The 25,541-nt window shown below is 59.5% G+C and carries 23 protein-coding genes and 2 riboswitches; of the genes, 13 read left to right on the forward strand and 10 right to left on the reverse strand.

Features of this window, described 5'->3' with window-relative positions:
- The first annotated feature begins 147 nt into the window (after window positions 1–147).
- The 4 genes from CTT34_RS16295 (at window position 148) to CTT34_RS16310 (ending at window position 4,101) form a co-directional block, all read left to right on the forward strand.
- The gene (locus CTT34_RS16295) at window positions 148–519 is read left to right on the forward strand and encodes a hypothetical protein (protein ID WP_054641732.1); all 372 of its coding nucleotides are present in this window, start codon (window positions 148–150) and stop codon (window positions 517–519) included.
- Between the two features lie 158 nt (window positions 520–677).
- The gene (locus tag CTT34_RS16300) at window positions 678–2,072 is read left to right on the forward strand and encodes a YfcC family protein (RefSeq protein ID WP_159343354.1); all 1,395 of its coding nucleotides are present in this window, start codon (window positions 678–680) and stop codon (window positions 2,070–2,072) included.
- A gap of 15 nt (window positions 2,073–2,087) precedes the next feature.
- Window positions 2,088–2,789, forward strand: a complete 702-nt coding sequence (locus tag CTT34_RS16305) for a DUF1028 domain-containing protein (RefSeq protein WP_159343355.1) — start codon at window positions 2,088–2,090, stop codon at window positions 2,787–2,789.
- Window positions 2,790–2,841: 52 nt separating this feature from the next.
- A complete protein-coding gene (locus tag CTT34_RS16310; RefSeq protein WP_159343356.1) occupies window positions 2,842–4,101 on the forward strand; it encodes an allantoate amidohydrolase in 1,260 nt (419 codons plus the stop codon).
- Between the two features lie 14 nt (window positions 4,102–4,115).
- Here CTT34_RS16310 and CTT34_RS16315 read toward each other — a convergent pair whose 3' ends face one another.
- Window positions 4,116–4,871: a FadR/GntR family transcriptional regulator gene (locus CTT34_RS16315; protein ID WP_159343357.1), complete on the reverse strand. Its 756-nt coding sequence runs from the start codon at window positions 4,869–4,871 to the stop codon at window positions 4,116–4,118.
- Between the two features lie 182 nt (window positions 4,872–5,053).
- Here CTT34_RS16315 and CTT34_RS16320 point away from each other — a divergent pair, with 182 nt between their 5' ends.
- The 3 genes from CTT34_RS16320 (at window position 5,054) to CTT34_RS16330 (ending at window position 7,426) form a co-directional block, all read left to right on the forward strand.
- A complete protein-coding gene (locus CTT34_RS16320) occupies window positions 5,054–6,172 on the forward strand; it encodes an alkene reductase (protein WP_159343358.1) in 1,119 nt (372 codons plus the stop codon).
- A 167-nt stretch (window positions 6,173–6,339) separates the two neighbouring features.
- The gene (locus tag CTT34_RS16325) at window positions 6,340–6,807 is read left to right on the forward strand and encodes a TspO/MBR family protein (RefSeq protein ID WP_159343359.1); all 468 of its coding nucleotides are present in this window, start codon (window positions 6,340–6,342) and stop codon (window positions 6,805–6,807) included.
- A gap of 28 nt (window positions 6,808–6,835) precedes the next feature.
- Window positions 6,836–7,426, forward strand: a complete 591-nt coding sequence (locus tag CTT34_RS16330; protein ID WP_159343360.1) for a cell division protein ZipA C-terminal FtsZ-binding domain-containing protein — start codon at window positions 6,836–6,838, stop codon at window positions 7,424–7,426.
- A 3-nt stretch (window positions 7,427–7,429) separates the two neighbouring features.
- Here the strand turns inward: CTT34_RS16330 and CTT34_RS16335 are convergent, their stop codons facing one another.
- The 3 genes from CTT34_RS16335 to CTT34_RS16345 all read right to left on the reverse strand — a co-directional run bounded on the left by CTT34_RS16335 (window position 7,430) and on the right by CTT34_RS16345 (window position 10,934).
- Window positions 7,430–9,016 carry an ABC-F family ATPase gene (locus CTT34_RS16335; protein WP_159343361.1) on the reverse strand — a complete coding sequence of 529 codons (1,587 nt, stop codon included), beginning with the start codon at window positions 9,014–9,016 and terminating at the stop codon, window positions 7,430–7,432.
- A 128-nt stretch (window positions 9,017–9,144) separates the two neighbouring features.
- Complete coding sequence (locus CTT34_RS16340; protein WP_159343362.1) at window positions 9,145–9,996, reverse strand: sirohydrochlorin chelatase; 852 nt, start codon at window positions 9,994–9,996, stop codon at window positions 9,145–9,147.
- A gap of 26 nt (window positions 9,997–10,022) precedes the next feature.
- A complete protein-coding gene (locus CTT34_RS16345) occupies window positions 10,023–10,934 on the reverse strand; it encodes a histone deacetylase family protein (RefSeq protein WP_159343363.1) in 912 nt (303 codons plus the stop codon).
- Window positions 10,935–10,972: 38 nt separating this feature from the next.
- Here CTT34_RS16345 and CTT34_RS16350 point away from each other — a divergent pair, with 38 nt between their 5' ends.
- Window positions 10,973–11,560 carry a gamma-glutamylcyclotransferase gene (locus CTT34_RS16350; RefSeq protein WP_159343364.1) on the forward strand — a complete coding sequence of 196 codons (588 nt, stop codon included), beginning with the start codon at window positions 10,973–10,975 and terminating at the stop codon, window positions 11,558–11,560.
- On the opposite strand, the gene CTT34_RS16355 is transcribed toward CTT34_RS16350, so the two are convergent.
- Window positions 11,551–12,078, reverse strand: a complete 528-nt coding sequence (locus CTT34_RS16355; RefSeq protein WP_016915214.1) for an HPP family protein — start codon at window positions 12,076–12,078, stop codon at window positions 11,551–11,553. The two genes, CTT34_RS16350 and CTT34_RS16355, sit on opposite strands and share 10 nt — an antisense overlap.
- Window positions 12,079–12,236: 158 nt before the next feature.
- Window positions 12,237–12,530 carry a hypothetical protein gene (locus CTT34_RS16360; RefSeq protein WP_044630200.1) on the reverse strand — a complete coding sequence of 98 codons (294 nt, stop codon included), beginning with the start codon at window positions 12,528–12,530 and terminating at the stop codon, window positions 12,237–12,239.
- A 214-nt stretch (window positions 12,531–12,744) separates the two neighbouring features.
- Window positions 12,745–12,835, forward strand: a riboswitch (glycine riboswitch).
- Between the two features lie 8 nt (window positions 12,836–12,843).
- Window positions 12,844–12,951: riboswitch (glycine riboswitch) on the forward strand.
- A 59-nt stretch (window positions 12,952–13,010) separates the two neighbouring features.
- On the opposite strand from CTT34_RS16360, the gene CTT34_RS16365 reads away from it, so the two are divergent.
- Entirely contained in the window at window positions 13,011–14,252 is a 1,242-nt protein-coding gene (locus CTT34_RS16365) for a D-amino acid dehydrogenase (RefSeq protein WP_159343365.1), read from the forward strand.
- Window positions 14,253–14,317: 65 nt separating this feature from the next.
- On the opposite strand, the gene CTT34_RS16370 is transcribed toward CTT34_RS16365, so the two are convergent.
- From CTT34_RS16370 to CTT34_RS16380, 3 genes are all read right to left on the reverse strand, one after another.
- Window positions 14,318–15,235, reverse strand: a complete 918-nt coding sequence (locus CTT34_RS16370; protein ID WP_159343366.1) for a GGDEF domain-containing protein — start codon at window positions 15,233–15,235, stop codon at window positions 14,318–14,320.
- A gap of 187 nt (window positions 15,236–15,422) precedes the next feature.
- Window positions 15,423–18,476: an efflux RND transporter permease subunit gene (locus tag CTT34_RS16375; RefSeq protein ID WP_159343367.1), complete on the reverse strand. Its 3,054-nt coding sequence runs from the start codon at window positions 18,474–18,476 to the stop codon at window positions 15,423–15,425.
- Window positions 18,466–19,620 carry an efflux RND transporter periplasmic adaptor subunit gene (locus tag CTT34_RS16380; protein WP_159343368.1) on the reverse strand — a complete coding sequence of 385 codons (1,155 nt, stop codon included), beginning with the start codon at window positions 19,618–19,620 and terminating at the stop codon, window positions 18,466–18,468. Before CTT34_RS16380 ends, CTT34_RS16375 begins: the two co-directional genes overlap by 11 nt.
- Window positions 19,621–19,719: 99 nt before the next feature.
- Here CTT34_RS16380 and CTT34_RS16385 point away from each other — a divergent pair, with 99 nt between their 5' ends.
- Entirely contained in the window at window positions 19,720–20,370 is a 651-nt protein-coding gene (locus tag CTT34_RS16385; protein ID WP_159343369.1) for a TetR/AcrR family transcriptional regulator, read from the forward strand.
- Window positions 20,371–20,441: 71 nt separating this feature from the next.
- Here CTT34_RS16385 and CTT34_RS16390 read toward each other — a convergent pair whose 3' ends face one another.
- Window positions 20,442–22,574: a PhoX family protein gene (locus tag CTT34_RS16390; protein WP_159343370.1), complete on the reverse strand. Its 2,133-nt coding sequence runs from the start codon at window positions 22,572–22,574 to the stop codon at window positions 20,442–20,444.
- 216 nt (window positions 22,575–22,790) lie between these two features.
- Here CTT34_RS16390 and CTT34_RS16395 point away from each other — a divergent pair, with 216 nt between their 5' ends.
- The 3 genes from CTT34_RS16395 (at window position 22,791) to CTT34_RS16405 (ending at window position 25,515) form a co-directional block, all read left to right on the forward strand.
- A complete protein-coding gene (locus tag CTT34_RS16395) occupies window positions 22,791–23,129 on the forward strand; it encodes a DUF6482 family protein (RefSeq protein WP_159343371.1) in 339 nt (112 codons plus the stop codon).
- A gap of 156 nt (window positions 23,130–23,285) precedes the next feature.
- A complete protein-coding gene (mgtE, locus tag CTT34_RS16400; protein WP_159343372.1) occupies window positions 23,286–24,644 on the forward strand; it encodes a magnesium transporter in 1,359 nt (452 codons plus the stop codon).
- Between the two features lie 127 nt (window positions 24,645–24,771).
- On the forward strand, window positions 24,772–25,515 hold the full coding sequence (locus CTT34_RS16405; protein ID WP_159343373.1) for a sulfite exporter TauE/SafE family protein: 744 nt from the start codon (window positions 24,772–24,774) through the stop codon (window positions 25,513–25,515).
- The last annotated feature ends 26 nt before the right edge of the window (window positions 25,516–25,541 follow it).

Raw genomic sequence — 25,541 nt, forward strand, 5'->3', positions numbered from 1 at the left:
GGTACCGCCACTCCTCATTCGTTCATAGCCTGTAATTGACACCGCGATTGAGTAAGGCTATCTTCTCCAAAAGATGCAAATGAGAAACACTCTCTTTTTAGCCAGCACTTTGGTAGAGAAAGAGCCGTTGAGGTAAAGGGACGTCACATGACCAGTGAACAGCGCCAGCTTCGTCAAACCCTGCTGTTTTTACGCACATCGTTTGAAGCCATTCAGCACTCGATTGCCGGACGGCTGGAAGACCCGCTGCCCTGCTGGCTAGACACCAGCATGCTCTCCATGCTCTCACGCGAGCTGACCCGCTGCTGCCAGCAGGCCAAGCCGCTGTTCGCGCCTGCGGTCGTGGAGCAGCTATTCATCGCCTCCCAACAGTGCGACCTGCTGCTCAAACAGTGCCCCGGCGTACTCAGCAGCGCCGTCTGCCACCGCCAGCTCAGCGCGATCATGCTGCCGCTCACCAGCGCCATTAGCCAAATCGATACGCCGGTTAAACGCCGCTGGCCTTGGCAGCGGCACTAGTGTTTTTCTAAATCCCGTTCAGTACCCAGAGGATTGGGGCGGTTTAGAGATCAGTATCGTTAAAGGCCTTGCTTGACCCTTCTATTTATCATGATAAATTCAATGTAAGACGCCAACGAGCGTCCACGCTGAGACACATCACAAGCAAGGGTATCCTCATGGCTGAACAACAAAACGCGGCAGCCTCTGGCTCGCCTAAAAAATGGTATCAGGCGGTTCCCGACCCCATGGTGCTCATCTTTCTCATCCTGGTCGCGACGTATTTTCTGACCTTTATTATTCCTGCGGGTGAATTTGAAAGAGTGACTCAAGATGGCCGCACGGTCGTCGTACCAGGCTCATTTGCCTACCTGGAAGATGTCGCCAATATTCCTCTGTTCAATATTTTCGTGGCGATTCCTGAAGGCCTTATTGCCGCCTCGCAATACCTGTTTATCGTCTTTATCGCCGGGGGGCTGTTTCACATTCTGCAAAAGACCGGCGCGCTGGAAAACGCGATAGGCGTGGCGGTTAACCGCGTTGGCGTTGCCCGACGCAATATGATCATCGTCGTTGGCACCTTTATCTACGGCTTTTTTGGCGTGGCGGTGGGGTTTGAAAACAATATCGCGCTGGTGCCAATTGCAGTGCTCATCGCTAGTGCCATCGGCTGTTCGAGTTTGGTGGGCACCGCCATGGCCGTCGGCGGCATCGGGATCGGCTTTGCTCTTTCGCCTATCAACCCTTACACCGTGGGCGTTGCCCAAGGTATCGCCGAGCTACCGACCTTCTCCGGCGCCTGGCTGCGCACGCTGCTGGTACTTTCATCACTGGCCTTGCTCTCGCTGTATATCTGCAAGCGCGTCGTCAAAATGGAGTTTGAAGAGCCCGACAACGCCGAGTCATTGAGTAAGCCATTAAGTGAATATCGCCTGACCAAGCGCAATATTCTGACCATGGTGGTATTTGTAGGCGGGCTAATCGCCATGTTGATCGGTGTCTTTACCCGCGGCTGGTACATCAACGAGATCGCAGGCACCTTTCTACTGCTGGCGATCGTCATTGGTGCTTTGAACGGCCTATCGGCAAACGGCATCGTCAAACAGATGATGGAAGGTGCTGCCAGCGTCACCGCCGGCGCGCTGGTGATTGGGGTAGCGGCCTCTATTCAGGTCATCCTTGAACAGGCCGTCATTATCGACACCATCGTCAATTCTCTGAGCGCGCTGATTGACGGTATACCGTCGATATTCTCTGCCATCATGGCCAGTGTGGTGCAGGGTATCATCAACCTGTTCATTCCTTCTGGCTCCGGCCAGGCATTGGTGACCATGCCGATTCTTATTCCCGTGGCAGACCTTGTCGGCATGAGTCGCCAACTCATGATCACAGCGTTCCAGGTGGGCGACGGTTTGACCAACCTGATTGTACCAACCTCAGGCGGTACGCTGGCCATGCTGGCACTTGGTCGCGTCTCCTATGCCCAGTGGCTCAAGGCCATTCTGCCCTTTATGGTGCTGGTCTATGTCTTGTCCTGGATTGGGCTGGTAATTGGTCACTTGGTGGGCTATTAAGCCCGCATTAACACCATGACGCTTTCACTGGTTCACTGCCACCCGGCCACAGGCACTGTCGCCACCATCACTGCCACCGGTGGAGTGGCGGTAGGCGGCTATGTGCATCACTGCTGGCGCGGCATTGGCGCGTGCGTCACCCAAGGGCGATTTACCAACCCCTGGTACCCGGCTCGTGTGCGTGACGCACTGCGCGATGGCGCCACCGCTAAGCAGGCCCTTGACGTAGCAGTCAGCCAAGATAGCGACGCCGCGCTACGCCAATGCTTGGTGATGGATGCCCATGGCCGCTCATCGGTACATTCCGGAAGCGAGAACATCGCTGAAGTGGAGGCCGTTTGCTTTCCCGGCGTCGCTGCGGTCGGCAACATGCTGCAAAGCCGCGATGTCGTGAAGGTTTTGGCCGAGCGGTTTCTAAGCGTTAACACCACCAACAGCGGCGCTGCCATTAAACGAAGCGAAGCGCCCCGCTACCCAAACCATCACGACCAGCACTTGCTGGCGAACCTCATTGACGCTCTCGATGCCGCGCTGGATACGGGTGGCGATAAGCGCGGCACCCGCTCGGCTGCACTGCGTATCGAGTCGTTCCAGCAAGCTCCCATTGATTTACGCGTTGACTGGTCGGAAGACGTTGTAGCAGCCCTAAGGCTGCTAGCTGGCCAGTTCATGAGCGACGATTTCCAAGCCTTTTGGCGCCAGCTGCCGCTACGCTAGACGCGCTTCCACGCTGCTGGGTTGTTGGCCCCCATCGCCTAACGGAGAGTTTATGACCAAAGCCGCTGTGAATGCTCCATTTGCCCAAGATGAGTTGGGACAAGTATTAATCAAGCGCCTTGATGAAGCCGCTCGCTGCTCGGCTCCCGGCGCCGGTGTTACCCGACTGTTTTGCTCTCAGGAGCACAGAGATGTACTGCCACTCATCAGCGGCTGGATGGAGCAAGCCGGACTTGCACCACAACTGGACGCTGCTGGAAACCTCGTGGGGCGCTGCTCCAAGGCACGGGCAGGAGAAAAAACCCTCATCATGGGATCTCATCAGGATTCGGTGATCGAAGGAGGCAAGTACGACGGGATGCTGGGCGTTGCGCTGCCCATTCTGGCACTGGAAGCGCTTCAGCGCGAAGGAGTGACACTCCCCTTTGGCATCGAGGTTGTCGCGTTTGGTGACGAAGAGGGAGTGCGATTTCCTACCACATTGGTTGGCAGTAAAGCGCTAGCGGGTAACGTAACGCCCGATCAGCTTGCCGTTCGGGATGAACAGGGTGTGTCACTTGAAGAGGCCTTGACCGCCTTCGGCTGCCAGCCAGGTGAGATCCCCGCAATCGCCCGCGACCCTGCCAACACGCTGGGGTTTTTAGAGGTCCATATCGAACAGGGGCCTATTCTTGAGCAACGGCATCATGCGGTGGGCATTGTCACGGCATTGACCGGCATTGAACGCCACCGTGTCACGCTGCGCGGCAAGGCCGGACACGCAGGCACCACACCAATGCCCATACGACATGATGCACTCGTTGGCGCGGCAGAGATGGTTTTGGCCGTCGATAGCGTGCTGCAGAGCACCGACCAGTTGGTCGGCGTGGTGGGCAAGCTAGATGTCCACCCAAATGCCGTCAATGTCATTCCTGCCCAGGTCACTTTCACTGTTGAGCTACGCTCACCTGAGCGCAATATCCGGCAACAAGGTCGCGACGCTGTCTACTCCGCCATGGAAGAAGTGGCGACTCGCCGAGGGCTATTGCTAGAGATGGAAAGCACGTACAGCGCCGATGCCGTTGCGTGTGCCGATTGGGTCATGACTGCCCTAGAAAAGGCCTGTGCCGATGTTGGCCAGCCTGCAGAGCGACTATTCAGTGGTGCTGGGCACGATGGCTTGGCCATGCAGGCATTAACGGATATCGGAATGTTGTTTGTGCGCTGCAAGGATGGGCTAAGCCACCATCCCGACGAAGCGATTACCGTCGAAGATGGTGAAGCGGCAACGAGAGTGGTCATGGCGTTTTTACAACAGCTGGGAACACCATAGCGCATTGATCGCGTTTACTTCAGTGGCTCAGGTAAAAAGCCTCGGCGTACCTGGGCCTCCTGTTGATTCATTACCCGCTGGGCATCCAGCATATGCTCGCGCATGATGCTATAGGCGCTTTCCGCATCCCCTAGCTCGATTGCATCCAGTATTTGCGCATGATAGCGACATCCCACTTGGCCAAAGTCATAGGTGGCTGGCTCATACAGTCGATGATATATCGTCAGATCCGAGAGCACTTGAATCGTGAAACGAATGATAAAGGTCAGCAACTGATTGCCGCCTGCCAACTCAGCAAGCATCAAGTGAAAATGCAGCGAATCGAGGTGTTGCTGGCGCTCCGTCTCGTTATCGTTTGCCGGACCTGAATAGCTATGCAGGCTTTCACGCAAACGCGCCATATCGTCAGTACTTACTTTTCCTGCCAACGAGGCAGCCAGTTCAGGCTCTAATGCCAGTCGAATTTGATAAATATCCTTGATGGAAATATCTTTAAAAAACAAATAATTACTCAGCAGGGATATCGCTTTCGCATCGCTCATTTCGCGCACAAAAGCACCTCCGCCAGGACCCGTGCGAGTTTCGACAAGACCCTGAGCCTCGAGTACTCGCGTACTCTCACGTACCGTGCCTTTCGATACCTGTAACGTGTCCATTAACTCAGACTCGCTCGGAAGCCGATCCCCTGGCTTTAACTGCCTGTCCACAATCCAGCACTTTATGGTTTCCGCCACCTGATAAGGACGTCGCTGCGATGCGTTTTTTAACATGCTGTCGAGAAGTTCCTGACAAATAATCTGTAAGGATACCAGAGAGGCTTTCTATTTAGACGCCTCGATCAAAGTTACCTACTATACGATAGGTCAGAGGGCATCTGGGTGGCATTAGCTAGTAAACTGGTCTATTGTTTGGCGTACTATTTCATTGAAGCATTTCAAAAGGAGCTTGCTTGATGGCTTACGAGACGCTGTTTACCCCCACCACGCTAGGTAGCCTGTCCATTCCTAACCGCGTCATCATGGCGCCGCTGACCCGTTCGCGCACGCCGGATAGCGTGCCGGGCAAAATGCAGGAAGCCTATTACGGCCAGCGCGCCGGTGCGGGCCTGATCATCAGCGAAGCCACTAACATCTCTCCCACTGCCCGTGGCTATGTGTACACGCCCGGCATCTGGACCGACGAGCAGGAAGCAGGCTGGAAAGGCGTCGTGAATGCCGTTCACGCCAAAGGTGGCCGTATTGCCCTGCAGCTGTGGCATGTGGGCCGCGTTTCCCATGAGATGGTGCAGCCCAACGGCCAGCAGCCGGTAGCCCCTAGCGCGCTGAAAGGTGAAGGCGCTCAGTGCTTTGTTGAATTCGAAGACGGCACCGCTGGTCAGCACCCCACCAGCACGCCACGTGCGCTGGAAACCGACGAGATTCCTGGCATCGTGGATGATTACCGCCAAGCGGCCATCCGCGCCAAGCGCGCCGGGTTCGATATGGTCGAAGTCCACGCTGCCAACGCTTACCTGTTGAACCAGTTCCTGGCCACCGGCACCAATAAGCGCACCGACCAGTACGGCGGTTCGCTGGAAAACCGTGCCCGCTTCCCGCTGGAAGTGGTCGATGCGGTCGTGGAAGTGTTTGGTGCTGAGCGTGTCGGCATTCGTATGACGCCGTTCATCGAGCTGTTCGGCTTGACCGACGACGAGCCGGAAGCGATGGCGTTCTACATGGCAGAGCAGCTCTCCAAGCGCGGCCTCGCCTACCTGCACCTCAACGAGCCGAACTGGGCGGGCGGCGACATCACCTTCCCTGCCGGTTTCCGTGAGCAGATGCGCGAACGCTTTAGCGGCAGCCTGATCTACTGCGGCAACTACGACGCCGAGCGCGCCGAAGCACGCATCAGCGAACATACTGCCGATGCCGTGGCCTTTGGCCGCCCCTACATTGCCAACCCGGATCTTCCGGAGCGCTTCCGCGTGAACGCCCCGCTCACCGAGCCGAACCATGAAACGTTCTATGGCGGCGATGAGAAGGGCTACACCGATTATCCGTTCATGGATAACGGCTATGACCGCATGAGCTAAGCCTCTTCGCGATGCGCAGGGCTGGGTTTCCCCTTTTGGGGGAACCCTTATGGACGAAAAGCATCACTTAGGTGGTGCTTTTTTTATGCCTACGTGTTTTAAAACGCTGCTAGGCTATTGATTCTCTCGTTTTAACGCGCGTTTCTTTACTCACGAACAGGTGGTTTATGCTCGCTTCGCTGTTGGCGCTGCTGGTCTCATTGCTACTGGTGGGTGCCGCTGCCGCCACGGGCGCACGCTTTCGTCCCGATGGTTGGTACCGGGCGCTGCGCAAACCTCGCTGGACGCCGCCCGATCTCGCGTTCCCCATCGCCTGGGGGATTCTCTATCTCTTGATGGCGATTGCGGCTTGGCGGATTTATATGGCGGACGACTCGCCACTGCGTAGCGCGGGCCTTGCTGTGTATGGTGTGCAGCTGTTGGCCAATGCGGCGTGGTCATGGCTGTTTTTTGGGCGCAAACAGATGGCCGCCGCGCTGGTGGATATCGTGCTGCTGTTGGGGCTGATTACGCTGGCCATTGGCCTGTTTGCCCAGGTGAATAGCCTCGCCGCGTGGCTAATGGTGCCTTACTGGCTGTGGGTCGCTCTCGCGCTGGCACTCAACGCCACCATTTTGCGATTAAATAGCGCCTAAGGGTTAACTAACAAAAGGGTGTTACCCCATGGATACAACGTCACTGCCCGTTCTACTGGCCTTTGCCTCGCTGCTGTTAGGGGTGCTGGCCGTAGTGATTTTCGCTTACGTCGTAGTGCCCAAACGACGTCGCGCCAAGGCCAAGGCCGAAGCAGCAGAGGCACCGGTCGCCGCGCCTACGCCGCCGCCAGCGGAAGAGCCGCCGCCCGCTCCCGCCAAGCGCACGGGGAAGGTCAAACAGCACTCGCTGTTCGTCATTTTCAACCAGCCGGATGTCACCACCGATGAGCGATTGACCGAGTGGCTGCGTGGCAAAGGCGCCCATTACGACGCCATCAAGAAGGTGTTTTTGATCGACGGCCAGCAGGCATCTAACCCGATTACCGTGGCCAACGCCTTCCCGCCTGGGGAAATGCCCGACCTGCTGCGCGGGGAAACCCACGAGCCCATTCGGGGGGTTAGCCTGCTGGTGAAGCCGCCGCTGCACAAACGCCGCAATCAGCAGATGCACGTGTATGTGGAACTCGCCAAAGAGATGAACGAGACTTTCAGCGGCGACATGCTGGATGCCGACCGAGAGCCAGCCACCGAGGCCACCTACGCTCAAATCATTGGTTAAGCGCTACACCACGCCCTGGCTGCGCAGGTAGTCGTCGTAGCTGCCGCTGAAATCGACGATGCCATCCGGCTGCATATCAATGATGCGCGTGGCGAGGCTGGAGACGAACTCCCGGTCGTGGCTAACGAACAGCAGCGTGCCGGGGTAGTTCTCCAACGCCAGGTTGAGCGCCTCGATGGACTCCATATCCAAGTGGTTGGTGGGCTCGTCCATCAGCAGCACGTTGGGGTTGGTGAGCGTTAGCTTACCGAACAGCATCCGCCCCTGCTCGCCGCCCGAGATCACCTTCACCGATTTATTAATGTCGTCGCTGGAGAACAGCATGCGGCCCAACGCGCCGCGTACCACTTGCTCACCGCCTTTGGTCCACTGGCCCATCCACTCGAACAGCGTGGCGTCATTGGCAAAGTCATCGGCGTGATCTTGGGCGAATACGCCCAGCTCGGCGGCATCGGTCCACTTCACTTCACCGGCGTCTGGGCGTAGATCCCCCGCCAGCGTTTTCAGCAGGGTGGTTTTGCCAATGCCGTTAGGGCCGATGATGGCAATGCGCTCACCTGCTTCCACGGTCATGGAGAAACGCTTGAACAGCGGCTCGCCGTCGTAGCCTTTGGTAATCGCCTCTACGTTCACCGCGTTACGGTGGATCTTCTTGTTTTGATCAAAGCGGATAAACGGGCTCACTCGGCTGGAGGGTTTGATGTCTTCCAGTTTGATCTTGTCGATCTGGCGCGCCCGCGAAGTGGCCTGCTTCGCTTTAGAGGCGTTGGCCGAGAAGCGGCTGACGAACTGCTGCAGCTCGGCAATTTGCGCCTTCTTCTTGGCGTTGTCCGCATGCTGACGTTCACGGGCCGCAGTGGCCGCCGTCATGTAGTCATCGTAGTTGCCGGGGAACAGGGTGATTTCGCCGTAATCCAGATCCGCCATGTGGGTACACACACTGTTCAGGAAGTGACGATCGTGGGAAATGATCACCATGGTGCTGCTGCGCGCTTTTAGAATCTCTTCCAGCCAGCGGATAGTATTGATATCCAGGTGGTTGGTAGGTTCGTCCAGCAGCAGCACGTCCGGGTCGGAGAACAGCGCCTGGGCCAGCAGCACGCGCAGCTTCCAGCCAGGCGCGACTTCACTCATGGGGCCGGTGTGCTGTTCGATAGGAATGCCCAGGCCCAGCAGCAGCTCGCCCGCGCGGGACTCGGCGGTGTAGCCATCCAGCTCGGCGTAGCGCACTTCTAAATCCGCTACGGCCATACCGTCTTCTTCGCTCATTTCAGGCAGCGAGTAAATGCGCTCGCGCTCGGCGGCCACTTTCCACAGCTCGGCGTTGCCCATGATGACGGTGTCGATGACCCGCTCGTTTTCGTAGGCAAACTGGTCCTGGCGCAGCTTACCCAGCCGGGTACTGCTATCCAGCATCACTTGGCCAGACGAGGGCTCCAACTCGCCACCGAGAATTTTCATGAAGGTGGACTTACCGCAACCATTCGCGCCAATCAAACCGTAGCGATTGCCGTTATTAAATTTGACGGAAACATTTTCGAACAGGGGCTTGGCCCCAAACTGCATGGTGATGTTGGCGGTTGCGATCAAGATAGAGGCCCTGGTTAACGAGGAAGCGCTGTTGGAGAAACGAGCACGCTTGCAAAAGCTCGCGATTCTACGCGCCTTTGGGCAACGTTACATCTCCCCTTGCGCGCTTCCCTTAACCGGGCACTTGACTACTGCGCAGGCATTTCAAGCAGAAAGCGTTCTCCGTCAAGCGCTTGGCGCAGGCGTGAGTGTAAAATCTCAACGATCCCCTGGTGCTCGCCGACCAGCGCGGTGGTCGTCACCGTCAACCCACTGTGGCGCTGTTCGGCGGCGGCGCAGATCTCGGCGATATCGCCACCCTCACCGGCATGACGGCCTGGGGAGAGAAACAGCATCGCCAGCACCACGTTCCCGCTGCTGAATTCAGGCGTATCCAGCAGGTGCTCCAATAGCGGCTCGTTAAAGCGGTACTCGTCGCCGTCACGTCGCTCCATGGAAGCCGCCGCCACGCAGCGCACGTCGTCGCCCAGCAGCACGCTCAATTGCCCAGCCAGGCGGTTACGCACGGCGGTAACGTCGGGAATGGGGCTGCCGTGGTCCACCAGCGCGACCTTGGCAGCGCCTTGTTCAGGCAACTGCGCACGTACGTTATCGGCCAACAGCTGTGCTAAGCGCAGATCGTTACTCCCAAGTTCATCTACCAGTGGCTGAGCAACCCGCACCGACACGTTAGGAAAACGGGCCTGTAGCGCGGCCATTCGCTCCGGCAAGTACCCCGTTAGCGCTTTACTGGGGCCGAAGAAAAACGGCAGCACGATAATCTCGGCGGCGCCTGCCTCGGCGCTGCGTTCGGCGGCGGGGCCTAACGTAATGGCGGGAATGCCATCGACCTCTTCAGCGGGGATTTTATTGGAGTGCAGCAGCGAGGCCGCCTGAACAGTCTCCCCTAGCGTCTCGCTCAACGCGGCCGCCACCCGGCGCAGATTATGGGTCGCCTGGGGGCGCAGGGAGCCGTTATCGACAAGAAAAATAGCGCGCATCGCGTTCGTCCTTTTCAATCAAAGCGTTAATGAGCCGCCAGCACATCCGCAGCGGCTCGATGTAGCTGGGCGTGACGTGTAGCCAGGGCGGCAATATCGCGGTCGTAGCCGCCGCCGATGACCGCCGCCACGGGAATGTCAGACTCACGACAAAGGTTCAACACGTAGTGATCCCGGGCATAGAGCCCATCGCTGCTGAGCGATAAGTAGCCCAGTCGGTCATCGTGATGCACATCCACCCCGGCATCATAGAGCACTACGTCTGGCTGGTAAGCGGCGAGTACCCCAGGCAGCCAAGACGCGAGTTCGGCCAGATAAGCCGCATCCTCCATGCCGTTGGGCAGGTCGATATCCAGGTCGCTTTTTGCTTTGCGGGCGGGGAAGTTACGCGCCGCGTGCATGGAAAAGGTAAACACGCCGGGTTCGTTGGCAAAGAGCCGCGCGGTGCCATCGCCTTGATGCACGTCGCAATCCACGATCAGCACCCGCTCTACCCAGCCCTGGGCCAGCGCGTGGGCGGCGGCCACGGCTAAATCGTTGATCAAACAGTAGCCGCTGGCGGCATCCGCATGGGCGTGGTGTGTACCGCCCGCCGAGTTGCAGGCAAGCCCGGTGGCCAGGGCCGCTTCCAGGGTGAGCAGCGTGCCGCCGGTTTCCAGCCGCACTCGTTCCACCAAGGCCTCAGACCAAACGAATCCACTGCGCCGCTGAGCGGCACGATCAAGCTGGCCGTGCAAAAACGCCTTCACGTACTCTGGTGTATGCACGCGTTGCAGGCTTTCTATGGTAGCCGGTTGGGGCGTATGCCACTCGATGGGGCAGGCCAACGTTTGCTCGCCCAATAGCTGCCGAAGCACCCGAAACTTTTCCATAGGGAAGGGGTGATTGGCTGGTAAATCAATCGTATAACCCGGATGATGAACCACCGTTAACGCCATGCGCGTGCAGCCACTTTGGTCACAAATGTAGATCGCTTATGTTGCTTGATACCACGACGTTAAACCAGCAAAGAAACTTCTTCGACGGCCATGCGGATATCTGGCTTTTTGGCTACGGTTCGCTGATTTGGAAGGCGGATTTTGACTATTTAGAGCGCCGGCCTGCGTCGATTACCGGCTGGGTGCGGCGCTTCTGGCAGGGTTCCCACGACCACCGCGGCACACCGGAAGCGCCGGGGCGTGTGGCGACGCTGATTCGTGCCGAAGGTGCGGTATGTCACGGCATGGCTTACCGCATCACCCCTGAGGTGCTCGCACCGTTGGATGTGCGGGAGAAAAACGGCTACCTGCGGGAAAAAGTCACGCTGACGTTTTTGGATGAAGCGGGTAACCCTGACGCCGACCAAGCGCCTAGCGAGGGGCTGATTTATCTGGCCAGCGAAGACAACCCGGCGTTTTTAGGCGATGCCCCGCTGGCCGACATCGCCCAGCAAATTGCCCAAGCCCACGGCCCTAGCGGCCCCAACAGTGCTTACTTGCTGAACCTAGCCCAAGCGCTGCGCGAGTTGGGCACCGAAGATGCGCATATTTTTGCCCTGGAAGCGCAGCTACAGCGTTACCAGTAGCGCGGATAGCGGCGGTGGCGCGCCAGGTTATTGACCAGAATCGCCACCACCAGCATGACGATGCAGCCTGCGCCAATGGGGATCAGCGGATACCACCAGCCCAACTGATGCACGCTGGCACCGCCTGCCACGGCAATCAGCGCAGCGGCAGCCCCTGGCGGATGAACGGTATGGGTGAGCTGCATAACCAAAATGGAGAGCGACACCGCCAACGCCATCGACAGCGGCGTGGCCCCCAGCAGTTGATAGCAGCCCACGCCCACACAGGCAGAGAGCACGCTGCCAAACAGCACATGGCTTGGCTGGGCAAAGGGGCTTTCCGGGGCGGCGTAAATCAGCACCGAGGTTGCCCCGAACGAGCCCACGATCAACAGCTGCTGGGAGAGCCACTCGGCGCTTAGCCAGCAAATCAGCGCCATGCCAGTAAAGGCACCCAGCCACGACCAGCAGGCATCCTGCCAGCCCACCCGGGGGCGCGGGGTTCGTTCTCCGCGCATCTTGCCAAGATACGTTTTCATCGCACTCGCCTTTGCACAAAAAGAGTGCAGATGATGACAAAATGCACCAAAGAAGCAAATGACGATGCGTCATAGTGACATGAATGAGGCTCAGGACCCCTTTTACGGATTCCAACTACGCACGAGGGAAACGCTTTATTTTCCCTATCGTCTTAGTACTACATCATCAGCCACGACAGGATAAACAGCCCAATCAGCGTGCGGAAAATGCCGCCAATGATGGAGCCACGCAAAAACGCACGCAGCCCACCCCACAGCACCAGCAGGCCGATGAGCAGTATCGCGAGACTCAAGAACGAGTCGTTGATCCCCAGCGAACGCGTCAGACCGCCGATAAAGTCGTCAAAGGCACCGAAAAAGTTGGTGAAGAGCCCCACCAAAAACTCCACCACCACGCGAATGGCATCGCCTATCGCCTCGCCGATGCCCTCAAAAAATCCGTTTGCCTGCATGCGCGTTGTCCATTGCTTGAAGATGATTGATCGAGGGTAATCGCTCGAAAATAGCTCGTTGAAGATAGTTCGTCGCAGATAGTTCGTTGCAGATAGTTCGTTGCAGATAGCAAGCATTGTGTGTGAAAACACGCGGCCTGGCAAAGCCACGCGATTGAGCGGCTTCCACCTTTCGCCTATTCCCTTTTTAGCACCGCCGCGTTACAACGTTAAGTACGCAGTTGCGGGAGAGACTGGTACACGACACCAGCGCCGAAGGAGCAACGACCCCGGAAACTCTCAGGCCAACGGACCGCAACCGCTAACGTTTTTACCAATACGTTCCGAAGAGCGGTTGATGACGGCGTCACTCAACCCACCGAAGGAGCAAGCGCCACATCATCGGCGTGAATCTCTCAGGTTCCATGACGGAAGGGGTACGCCTAGCAAACACGTTTGCTGGGGTATCACCCGACGCTCATACAATCTGTGGAGAGACTCATGCAACGCATTGCAATTATTGGCGGTGGTATTACCGGTATTACCAGCGCCTACGCCCTCGTGAAGCGCGGCTTTGACGTCACTGTGTTTGAAAAGCATCGCTACGCCGCGATGGAAACCTCGTTTGCCAACGGCGGGCAGCTTTCTGCCTCCAACGCTGAGGTATGGAACCACTGGCCCACGGTCCTCAAAGGCCTGCGCTGGATGCTAAAAAACGACGCCCCACTGCTCGTCAACCCTCGTCCTACCTGGCACAAGCTGAGCTGGTTTGCGGAATTTATCGCCGCCATCCCCCGCTATGCCGACAACACCATCGAAACGACGCGCCTCGCCATTGCCGCCAGGGAGCATCTGTTTCAGTGGGCGCAAGACGAGCAGATCGATTTCGACGTGAAACAAAAAGGCATTCTGCATATCTACCGCGATAAAGCGGGCTACGAGCATGCCGCTAAGGTCTCACAGCTTCTGCACCAAGGCGGGCTCGAGCGTAGGGCGGTCACACCAGAAGAAATGCGCGCCATCGAACCCACGCTCGCGGGTAGCTACTACGGCGGTTTCTTCACCGAAAGCGACGCTACCGGGGATATTCACAAATACACCAACGGCCTCGCAAAGGCCGCGGCCAAACGCGGCGTGCGGCTGAACTACGGCCACCAGGTGACCGACCTGGGTGCGGATGAGAACAGTGCCTGGGTCAGCGCTTCCGTCGACGGTGAAGAGGTACGCCAAAGCTTTGATAGCGTGGTGGTATGTGCCGGGGTCGGCAGTCGTGCCATCGCCGCCCAGCTGGGCGACCGCGTGAACATCTACCCGGTCAAAGGCTACTCCATCACCGTACAGCTGGACGACGAGGCCTCACAGCAGGCCGCACCGACGGTGAGCTTGCTGGATGACGAGACCAAGCTGGTGACCAGCCGTCTAGGGAACGACCGTTTCCGCGTGGCCGGTACCGCTGAGTTTAATGGCGCAAACCGCGACATTCGTAACGACCGGATTCAGCCGCTGGTGCGCTGGGTAGAGCAGTGCTTCCCCGGCGTGAGTACTCAACGAGTGGTGCCTTGGGCGGGCCTGCGCCCGATGCTGCCGAATATGCTGCCTAAAGTCGGCCCTGGCAAATTGCCGACCGTTTTCTACAACACGGGCCACGGCCACCTGGGCTGGACGCTTTCTGCGATCACCGCTGAAATGCTCGCCGACGCCGTGGACCACTCCACCGCCACCTCGCTAATCGCGACGCACTAGGCAGAGCCATCGCTCAAAACGACCAAAGGGGCCGCTGGGCCCCTTTTTGCTAACATGCCATATTGCTAACACGCGACGCGGTCTCGTCCGCTCTCTTTCGCTTGGTAGAGCGCGTTATCGACCCGTTTCATCATGCTTTTGGGCGTGTCGTTCGCAGCCGCTTCTGCGACGCCTAAACTGACGGTCACGCGCTCGGCGCCTGGAAAGGCGGCGCTTCCGATACATTGACGAATTTTCTCGGCAAGCCTGGCGGCCTGCTCAAGGGACGTTTCCGGGGCCAGAATGATGAATTCCTCCCCTCCCCAGCGGGCGCAGTAGTCCGCACTACGCAGATTGTCTTCCAGCAGTGCCGCCAAGGCGCGCAGGACCTGGTCGCCCACATCGTGGCCTTGGCTGTCGTTGATCGCCTTGAAGTAGTCGATATCGAGCATGATGAGCGAGAAAGGCCGCACATAGCGGTTCAAGCGCCCTAGCTCGTGTTTTAACAGGTAATCGAACCGGGCGCGATTCATCAACCCAGTCAGCATATCGGTGGTAGCGAGACGCTTGAGCTCGGCCTCTTTTTCCACCTGTTGGGTGATGTCGCGCTGCACCAATACCAACACGTTGTCGGCATATCCGGGCATCGACATGGCAGTGACACGCCACTCGATGAGCGGCCGCGGCGCCTTGGAGAGCAGCGCTTCCTCAGCGTGGTCCAAGCCGGAGAGGGAGCATCCCAGGCCCAGCTTGCCACCCGACAAGGCGTGGTGGAGCTGGGTCAAGAGCTGCTCGTTCGCCGCCTCTTGATGGACGATTTTAGGCGACGCGCCCAACCAGTGGTCGCGATCTCCTCCCCAAAACTGCACGTACTCCTCGCTGACGTCCAGTATCCGAATGCCCTGGCCGTTGGGCCGTCCGCCGAGTACCGCGACGGCCTGACTGCTGGGTTCGCTGATGGACAGCGGCGCTCCTTGCGTTTGATTTTGCGGGGTTTCTACCATAGTTCATCCAATGAAAGTCGGCGCCTGGGCCGTTTCGTCCCAGAAACGAGCCGTGATCCAAGCGCGATATGTCTTTCGACAATACGTACCCTTTCTGCGCCGACCACGTCGCCATTACACAAAGGATACGCTCGTTTACTAAATAGCAATATAGTCCACGTTATGAATAAGCGAAAAGGGCTGACCGTTACTCGGCCCTAGCGACCCACAGCCGGTAAAGCGCTGGCGTGAAGAAAAACGACACCAGTGTGGCCAAGAGTAGTCCAAAGCCCACGGTTTGCGCGAAAGGTGGCCAAAGCCCACCGGCGGCCACCATGAGTGGAATGAGCCCGGCAAAGGTCGTGATGGTGGTCGAGACGATGTGCCGACTGGTCGGCCCGCTAATGACCGCCAGCATGGCTTCCCTATCGCCTTGCCGAGCCGCAGGATCATCATCGAACGCGGCAATGATGATGATCGTTGCGTTGATCGCCACCCCCACCAACCCCATGATGCCGACGATGATCACGAAGCCGAAGGCGTGGCCGCTCAGCAGCAGTGCTACGATCCCCATGCCCATCGCCTGGGCACCGGCAATGAACACAATGGCGGCGCGGCGGAAGGAATTAAAGGCCAGTACGACCGTGGCCACCATGGCAATCACTAGCAGCACGACCGAGGCGAGCAGTTGGCTAACCGCTTCGTCACGCTCGGCGGCTTCCCCACCGGTCTCGATCCGATAACCGGGAGGCAGGCGTATCTCACCCGCATCGATGGCTGCTTGCAGCTTGGCATCGAGCTGCGCCATGGAGACGGCCGGCAGCGCATCGGCCACCAAATAGCCCTGCACGAGCTGCACGCGCTCGGCGTTACGACGGGTAATGACGCTCCACGACGGCGCCAGATAGCTCTCGGCCACGGCGGCCAACGGTAACCCCTCGCTGACCTGGTCGCTGACCAGGCGCAAGGCGGCCAGCTGCTCGGCATCGGTGCGCCACGCATCGGCATAGCGCACGCGTACCGGCAACTGCTGGGTATCTTCCAGCAAAACACCTGCAGGCTGGCCAGAGAGTGCGGCCCCCACCTGCTCGGCTAGGGTCTGGGGCGACAGTCCGGCATCGCTCAGCGCTGTTTGGTCGATCTCCAGCATCAGGCGTGGCAGGTCCTGCTGCATCCCGGCACGCACGTGGGTCACCTGGGGAAGCTGGTGCATCAGGCCCGCCAGCTCTAACCCCAGAGAAGAGAGTATGTCGAGATCGTCACCGTACACCCGGAGTTCGATAGGGGCTTGGAACGGCGGCCCCTGCTCGTACTTGCGCACAACGCCCTGGGCTTGGGGAAAGCGTTGGTCAAGCGCTTGCTGCAGTTGGGGCACTTGCTGGCGAGTGACGTCCAGCGATGCCGTATCGACGATGAGGTGTAAAAACGCCGGGTTGTTGTCCTCGTTCGTTAGCACGTTGTAATACATCATCGGCGCGCTTTCGCCGACGAACGCAGACACACGCACCACGCCCGGCAGCTCGCGCACCATACGCTCGACGTCGTGGGCCAGCGATTCCGTTTGCGCCATGCTGCTGGCAGGAGGCAGGCGTACTTCCACGTGGAACTGATCGCGGTCGGCGGGCGGGAAGAACGCCACGTCCAGCGTGGGCATCAGCGCCATGCCCCCCACCGGCACGCAGAGCGTGATCACCATGGCGGCCACTGGGTGGCGCAGTGCGCTGCGCACCGTACCTCGGAAGGCACGCTTGAGCGCATTATCCCGCGGGGCGGGCGGTTTGGCCGCCACTTTGGCCAGCAACATGGGCGATAGCGCGGGCACCAGAAACAGGGAGATCAGGTAGGAGCTGACCAGGGCCACCATCACCGCCATGGCGAGCGGCCCGACGAACTCGCCCGCCGGGCCCGGCATGAGCACGATGGGCATGAAGGCCAGCACGGTCGTCAGCGTGCTAGCAAGCAGCGGCACCGCCAAATGGCGCAGCGCATCCCGAGTCGCGACCAGCGCGGAATCGCCCTGCAGAAAGCGCTCCCGCAGGGCGTTGGTCATCACGATCGCGTTGTCCACCATCAGACCCAGCGCGACGATGATGCCGATAATACTCATCTGGTGGATTTCCATGCCCAACGGCCGGAACAGCGCCAATGTCAGCAGGGCGGTGGCGGGAATGGCCAGCCCTACGGTGAGCGCCGAACGCCACCCCATGGTCAGAAATAGAATACCCACCACCAGCACCAACCCCATCAGCAGGCTAAGCGCCACGTCGCTCAACCGCTGATTGGTGTAGCTAGCCTGCTCGAACACTTCCTCGACGGCGAGCCCCACCGGCAGCTCATCGGCGAAGGCCGCGAGTCGCTCCTGCGCCCGTGCCACCCAGAGATCGATCCGCTGACCAGGCGCCATGCGCGCGCCCACGAACACCGCTCGCTCACCGTTGAGCAGCGCCACGGCGCTGGGTGGGTCTTGTACACCGCGGCGCAGTTCGGCAATTTCGCCCAATTTGACGCTTTGCCCCTGCCGAGTCGTCACGTTGATCTCCCGCAGACGATCCAGCGCGTCGAATTCCCCGCTCAGCCCCACCGTGAGACGGTACCCTTGGGTGACCACCTCGCCAGCGGTGCGTCGCCCATCGCTGGCGTCGATGGCGGCAGCCAGTTGGCCAACGGAAAGTCCGAGGGCATTGAGCTCCAGCGGATCGACCATCACCTCGACCTGCTCGCCGGCCACGCCAAAGCGGTGGGTATATTCGGTGCCGGCCACCTGCCGAAACGCATCTTCCAAGCGTTCGGCGTAACGCTCCATGAGCTGTGGGTTGGGCGGCGTATCCAGCGTCCAACGCAGCGCGGCCACGAGGCTGAAGGCGTAGCCGCGATCATCTAACAACTCTGGAGTGTCTACCCCTTCCGGCAACGACGGTGCCACATCGCCCAGCTTATCGCGCACGCGGCTCCATACCGGCGCCACGTTGGTGACGTCGTCACCCAGTTCGAGACTCAGCAGCGCGATGCCTTGGCGAGACGTGGATTCCAGCACGCTGATCTCGGAAATGGTGCGTAGTTCTTGCTCGATCGGCCTGGCCACCAGCGCTTCGATCTGCTCTGGGGTGGCGCCTGGGTACGGCGCCAGTACCGTGGCATTGCGCGCGATGAGGTAGGGATCTTCTGCGCGCGGCAGCGTTTGAACGGCCGACAGCCCGGCGGCGATGAGCAGGCCCAGCGAGAGGGCCAGCAGGCGGCGATTGAACAACCACTCAATGCGCATGGGCCACGTCCTCGCTCAGCGTGACCTGCTGCCCGGGCGTAATGCGGTGAGTGCCACTGCGAATCAAACGCATACCCGGGGCCAAGGTGCCGCGCACGAAGGCGTCATCCCCTTCGGTGTGCAGTAGCTCGACGCTAGCTTGCGCAACGCGGTAGCGGTCGTCCTCGTCTGGCTCGGCAATCAATACGTTCCACAGGCCCCGGTCGGCAGCACGCAGCGCCGCCAGCGGTACCCAATAACCGCTCGCGGGTTCGGTCATCGAGTAGCTCAACTCGGCCAAATCGCCAGGCACGGCAGCATGGTCGCCCGTCATCGCCACGACCAAGGTTTGTGTACGGCTGTCGCCATCCACTTGGGGCAACCGGGCACGCACGCTGCCCTCGATCGTTTGATCGTTCACCTGCAGCATCACGGCCTCCCCGACGGCAAACGTCGCCGCCAGCCGCGCGGGCAAGCCAAGGTGCGCCTCCAACTGGCGCGTGTCGATGACATCGAACGCCGCCGTGCCGCTCGTCACGAGGCTTCCTACATCGATGTAGCGCTCGACCACTCGGCCCGCAAACGGCGCTTTGAGCGTGCTGTCTTCTAGATCGGCCGTGAGGCTATCGCGCTCGGCGGCCAACGCAGAGAGTCGCGCTTGCAGGGTCAACCGGTCGGTGCGGGCCTGATCCAACGCCGTACGGCTCGCAAAGTTGCTCTGGTTCAACTGCGCTTCGCGCTCTTCCTGACGCTGGGCCAGAGCGAGGCTCGCGCGGGCCTCTTCGCTGCGTGCTGCCACTTCGGCTAGGCGGCTCTCTAGCCGGCGGGTATCGAGGGTGGCCAACACTTCGCCCTGCTCAACTGCATCGCCTCGGTCGGCCTGCAGAGTCTCCACTCGCCCGGCCGGTTCGAAGGCCAACGATACCGACTGGCGCGCCACCACTCGGCCGGTTAAACGCACTTCTCGCGTCAGCGTGTCAGCCTGCGCCAGCGGCTGCGCCACGACCTGGAGCAGGGCGTTATCCGCGCCCTCCTGACGCGCCTGCTGAGCGCTACTACGCTGACTGGACACCAGCGCCACCACGACCAGTGTCACACCGATCATTAGCAACGCCGCCAGCGCACCGCGAAGGCGGTGCCCCCAAGAAGTCTTCAACGTACCCATGTTGGCCTCGAAATGGTTTATTCTTGAACGATAGCGTTCACTATAATATGTGTACATTACCGTTCAATAACTATTTACGTATGGGCATGGATTTCTTGCATGACAGACGCTCGACCAACGTCGCCTGACCAAAAACGCAGCGCAGGCCGCCCCAAAGACATGGCAAAACGCGATGCGATGCTGGACGCTGCGGCCTGCCTCTTTTTTCGCAACGGTTTGGAGGCCGTCACCATGGAAGCCGTCGCGCGGGAAGCCGGCGTGTCGAAAGTGACGGTGTACGGGCATTTCGCGACGAAAGAGACACTGTTTGGCAGCGTCATCCGCCGCGAAACCGCGACGATCCGTCAAGGGTTGGCCCAACTTCCCGATACCCACGACGCCGTGCGCCAGTCACTGATCGAGGTAGGGGTCTGCATGCTGCGTTTTTTGCTGGAACCCCACGTTCTGGCGGTAGAGCGAGTCATGAGCCACCAGGGCGAGCAGCACCCCAAGCTGCTGAGGGCCTTTTTCGACGCGGGCCCGTGGGCCATCAGCCAGTGGCTGCGCGAAAAACTGGAAGGATTGGCCAGCGCTGGCCACCTGAGCCTACCCGACCCGGCACGCGCCGCCGACCAGCTCTGCAGCATGTGGCAGGGTATGTTGATCAAAGAGGTGCGCATGGGCGTGCGCCCCACGCCCACCGAGGAGGAAATTCAGCGGCAAATCACCAGCGCCGTCGATGTTTTTTTGGCAGCGTATGGGCGGCGCTGATGCGCATTAAAAATGCCCCGCCTTCGCGGGGCTTGGAGCATGGTTTAAACCGTTGATCGCGTGTTCGTGGTTCACACCCCCACCGGCCCACCATCGCGCTTCTGAATCACCACGGTGGCGGCACGCGGGCGTACTTGCCCACTCGCCGCCGCAGTGGCGTCTTGCACCAGGGCATTGCCATCCGCGGGCCAGTTGCCGGGGTGCTGGATGTTGATGAACAGCGCGGTTTTATCCGGCGTGGCAAAGATGCCGGTCACTTCACAGCCGTTCGGGCCCACCGCAAAGCGTTTGAGCTGTTGCTGGTTGCTGCTGTTGATCACCGGCCCCGTACCGCGAATATCCTCTAATCCTTGGGGCACCACGGCCAGTAGCTGGTCGTTGGTGTGCTCGGTAACACCTTCATAGCCGTTGTCGGTCTGAATCCAGAGAATGCCTTGGCCATCTTCACGTTCATCGAACCACAGGCCATCGGGGCTGGCGAACTGGTTCATCTCGTTTAGCCCGGAGTGGTTATTCGCGTCGTCGGCTGCTGCGCCAAACACAAACACTTCCCAGGTGAAGGCGTTGGGCAATCGGCTCTCCCGCCAACGAATCACGTGCCCGGCCTCGTTATTGGCGCGGGGGTTCGCGGCGTTCGCCGGGGCGGTAGCGAACCCGACACCAGGCTGGGTAAGCTCGCTGCCGTCATTGGTGAAGGTGGCATCGGCGCCCTCTTCACTGCGCTGGGTGTTGTTCGTCAGCGTGAGATACACCTCACCGGAGGCCGGGTCTACCGTGGCCCACTCGGGGCGGTTCATCGGCGTGGCGCCCAGCAGGTCGGCGGCATCGCAGGTGTTGATGATGATGCCTGCCAAATCGTTCTCGGCCAGGCCAAGTGCGGCGGCCAGCGTGCGGCCATCCTGGGTCTTGGCGCTTGGTGTGAGTGGCAGCCACTCGCCGCTGCCATCGGCATGGAAGCGCGCCACGAAGAGCGTGCCGTTATCCATGTATTTATTGCCGATGGCGAGGCGGTCGTACTCAGCGCCGGGGCGGTTGGCGTCAGCGGGGTCCCAGGCGGCATCAGAGACGTACTTGTAGACATACTCGTTACGGGCATCGTGGCCTGAATAGTAAACGATGGGCTTGCCCGCTTCTAATTTGCCCAGCCAGCACCCTTCATGACGGAAACGTCCCAGCGCCGTACGCTTCACCGCGCGAGCACCGCTGTAGGGGTCGACTTCTACTTGGTAGCCGAAGGTACGTGCCTCGTTGCGGTAGTCATCTTCGGCACGCTCACCGCGTGGAGTGATGTCAAAGCGCGCAAACTCACCGTTTTGCTCGGTGGCGTCGCCTGCCGAGGTATCCCAGCCATAGCGGCTTTTATCCGTAGGAATACCGATGCGCGCATCATCCTGGAAGCGCTCGCCACGGTTGACGAAGATATCGGGCCAGTTCTCTTCACAGGCGATATAGGTGCCCCAGGGCGTCACGCCGTTACCGCAGTTGTTGTTGGTGCCGCGGGTTTGCGTGCCGTCAGGGGAGAACTGGGTTTTTACGTAGTCGCTACTCGCCACGGGGCCCGCTAGATCCATCACCGTGGCGCTGGTGAAGCGGCGGTTATAGGGCGAGTTGGCAACGTGAGACCACTGGCCGTTAGCGTCTTTCTCAACTTCAACCAACGTGACGCCGTGGGCATTGATTTCGGTGCGCGACTCGTCTGCGGGGCGCGCGCCCGCTTCGGCATTGGTCGGCCCACCTTGGGGTGCCCACAGCGCGTCTTGATCGATGTACTCGTTGTTCAGCGCCAGCACAAAACGGCGCGAGGCGTTATCCGCATCCAGGGCGAAACCAGCCATGCCGTCGTGGTGCATGCCCACGCTCATCGCCTGACGCTCGGGTGTCATGGGCTGGTCGGCCTGCCACTCCTGGCCTGCCTGCAGCGGCGTACCCCAGGGCACTAACACCTGGGCTACGTAGCCCTCCGGCACGACCACGGCATCGGTGCGGGAACCGCGTACGGCCTCAAAGGCCAGTGTGAGCGGCGTTTTCGCCTGCTCGCCAGCGAGCGCCTGCGCAGCCCCGCCAAACCCCAACATGGACGCTGCCGCCAACCCCAGGCCGCCTCGCATTACGTCGCGCCGAGAGACGTGCTGAGCCAACACCTCGGCAAACGGCTGGTTATGGCTGTGGTTAAACAGGCGGTGATCTTCGATTTCCTTGCTCATGGTGCTCTCCTCGTCATCGCTGGTCAGAACGGACGTCTGCGTTTGGGAGGAGACTATTAGGCAAAGATGAATTAACCATGACGCATTCACGACTGTTATATGACGATCCGTGCGCAAACGGTTGACCCTTGCCCACCAATACGCACCAAAAGCTATACAAATCCATTACACTCATTAGACTCTACATAAACACAGTTGAGCCAATGAGGTGCCGCTATGTCTTCACCACTCCCCCCTCGTTTGACCCTGGAAGAGCTTTCCCAACTGACCGCACCGCTGCCTGACGTCGAGCTGCATGGCATCGATATGGGCTGGTATATCGTACGCTTGCACCGCGATGAGTCGGTCAGCTTACTGGTCAACCCACAGGGCGAAACAAAGCGGTTTAGCGGCACCCAGTGGGTCAGCCGCGCGCTGGCACCGCTGGGTTTTACCCACGGCATTCTCACCTGGGCCGATGCTGCCGATGAGATGATTGGCAACCCAATACCGCCTGTTTCTGCCCAGCAGCGGCTTGAGCATGGCGTCCGCGTGGCCTTTGCAACTCGGCACTAACACGTCTCGGTCTTACCTCCGCGATGCGGCATGACTCGCCATGATGGTAAAAAAGCCTTCATGGCTTTCAACCCCGCCTGTCGATAAGATTCATAACGAGCCATCAAGCGCTTTCAAGTAGTTGTGTCAAAAATTAATGATCAAAGGATGGACTCTATGCGCGACGAAGAGAAGTACACCAACACCGAGGAGCAGTTGCTCTATCTTCAAAAGTTGCTCGACGAGGAAGATACGGCTGCCCTGAACGAGCTATTCAACGAGCTCGATATCTTAGCGATTGCGCGCACCCTTGAGTCTTTTCCTGCCAAAACGCGTGACCTGCTGTGGGAGTACATTCCAGAGACGCTGCTCGGGGAGGTGCTCGCCGAGGTCGATGAGGACATTCGCGCCGATTACATCGAAGACCTGAGCGCCAGCGATGTTGAACAGATCGTCAAGGGGCTGGACGCGCAAGAAGTCGCGGAAGTTCTCGATGTCGCCGACGAAGAGATCAAAACCACCGTCTACGCCAGCCTCGATCAGGAAATTCGCGCCCAGGTCGAGAACCTCTACACCTACGAAGAGGACATGGTCGGCCGCTACATGGACCCGGAGACGGTCAATGTAAAACAGGGGGTATCACTGGAAGCGGTACAGCGCTATATCCGCATTCATCACCTGCTGGACGACGATTCCCAGCAGGTCATGATCACCGACAAAGACAAGCGCCTGCTGGGCACCCTGACACTAATCGACTTGGTCAAGCAGCCTCAAGAGAGCACCGTCGACGAGTTTATGGACGATGCGCCTTACACGCTGAATGATCAGATGAAGGTGAGCGACGCCGCCGCCCTGCTGCGCTCCAAGGAGCTGCCCTTCGTGCCGGTGTGTAACAGCGACGGGCTACTGGTAGGCCAGCTGAACGCCGCCGACGTGCTGGAAATTACCCAAGACGATGCGGACATGACCTTGAAGCACATGTCCGGCGTCAGCGACGAAGAAGAGGTGTTCACCCCAATTCTGCGCAGCGCCAAGAGCCGTGGCATTTGGCTTGGTATCAACCTATTAACCGCGTTCTTAGCCGCCTTTGTGATTGGGCAGTTCGAAGCGGTGCTGGATCAAATCGTCGCCCTCGCCATCCTGATGCCGGTAGTCGCCAGCATGGGCGGGATTGCAGGCAGTCAAACGCTCACGGTAGTCATCCGCGGCTTGGCATTGGGGCAAATTGCCGGTAACAACAAGCAGTGGCTCTATAACAAAGAGATGTGGGTCGGCATGAGTAATGGCTTGGTCTGGGCCCTGGTAGTAGGCGGCATTTCCTACCTGTGGTTTAGCGACCCGCTCATCACCCTGGTGATTACGTTGGCGATCTTCATCAACATGAGCCTCGCCAACCTTTCCGGCGTTCTCATTCCTTTGGTACTGAAACGCTTACAAATCGACCCCGCCCTCTCCGGCGCGGTCATCCTCACCACGGTCACCGACGTGGTGGGCTTTCTCTCGTTCTTAGGGCTGGCGACGCTGATTATTTTGTGATCAACGCGATGGAAAGGCGCAGCTGCTTTTCTATTCGCCCGCTAACATTTATCTAATGCTATCCTAGCGTGCCCCGCCGCTGCGGGGCTTTTTTATGTTGGTCGTCTTGAATACTGAGTGAGGCTACATGCTCCCCGACTACTCCCTCGTCGCCTGGCTGTTGATCATTTTTTCTGTCTATCTCACCGGCGTCTCTAAAGGGGGCTTTGCGGGCGGCTTTGGTACGCTCTCGGTGCCGCTGATGGCGCTGGCGATTAGCCCCACCCAAGCAGCGGGGCTGCTGCTGCCGTTACTGCTGGTGATGGACGTCTTTGCGGTCAAAGCGTGGTGGGGCAAGCACGATCGCGCGGAAGTATGGCGCTTTGTGCCGGGGCTGTTCATTGGCGTGACGGTGGGAACGCTGCTGTTCGGCAGCCTGAGCGAGCAGGGCGTGCGGCTGGTGCTGGGTGTTCTATCGGTCGTGTTTGCGGCCTATATGCTGCTCAAACCCGTGGCAAAGAAACCCATTTCCACCTACTGGGCGCTACCCGCCGCAAGCGTGTGCGGTTTTACCAGCTTCATTGCCCATGCGGGCGCGCCGCCGATGAACATGTACCTGATGCCGCGCAAGCTCGCCAAAGAGACCTTCATTGCTACCTGTACGGTGACCTACGCCGTAGTGAACACCATCAAACTCGGCCCGTATATGTGGCTAGGCGAAGTCAACATGACCAGTGCCTGGGCCTCGCTGCTGCTTGTGCCCGTTGCTTGGATCGGGGTACGTAACGGTCTTTGGCTACAGAGTCGCGTCAATGAAAAGCTGTTTTACCGCCTGGTCATTCTGGCCATGTTCCTGGTGGGCCTTAATTTGGTGTGGCAAGCCGTGCGTTAGTCACCGAGGCCGATGGTGCGGACAAG

Origin of the sequence: Halomonas meridiana (assembly GCF_009846525.1) — a bacterium.
Classification (GTDB): Bacteria; Pseudomonadota; Gammaproteobacteria; order Pseudomonadales; family Halomonadaceae; genus Vreelandella.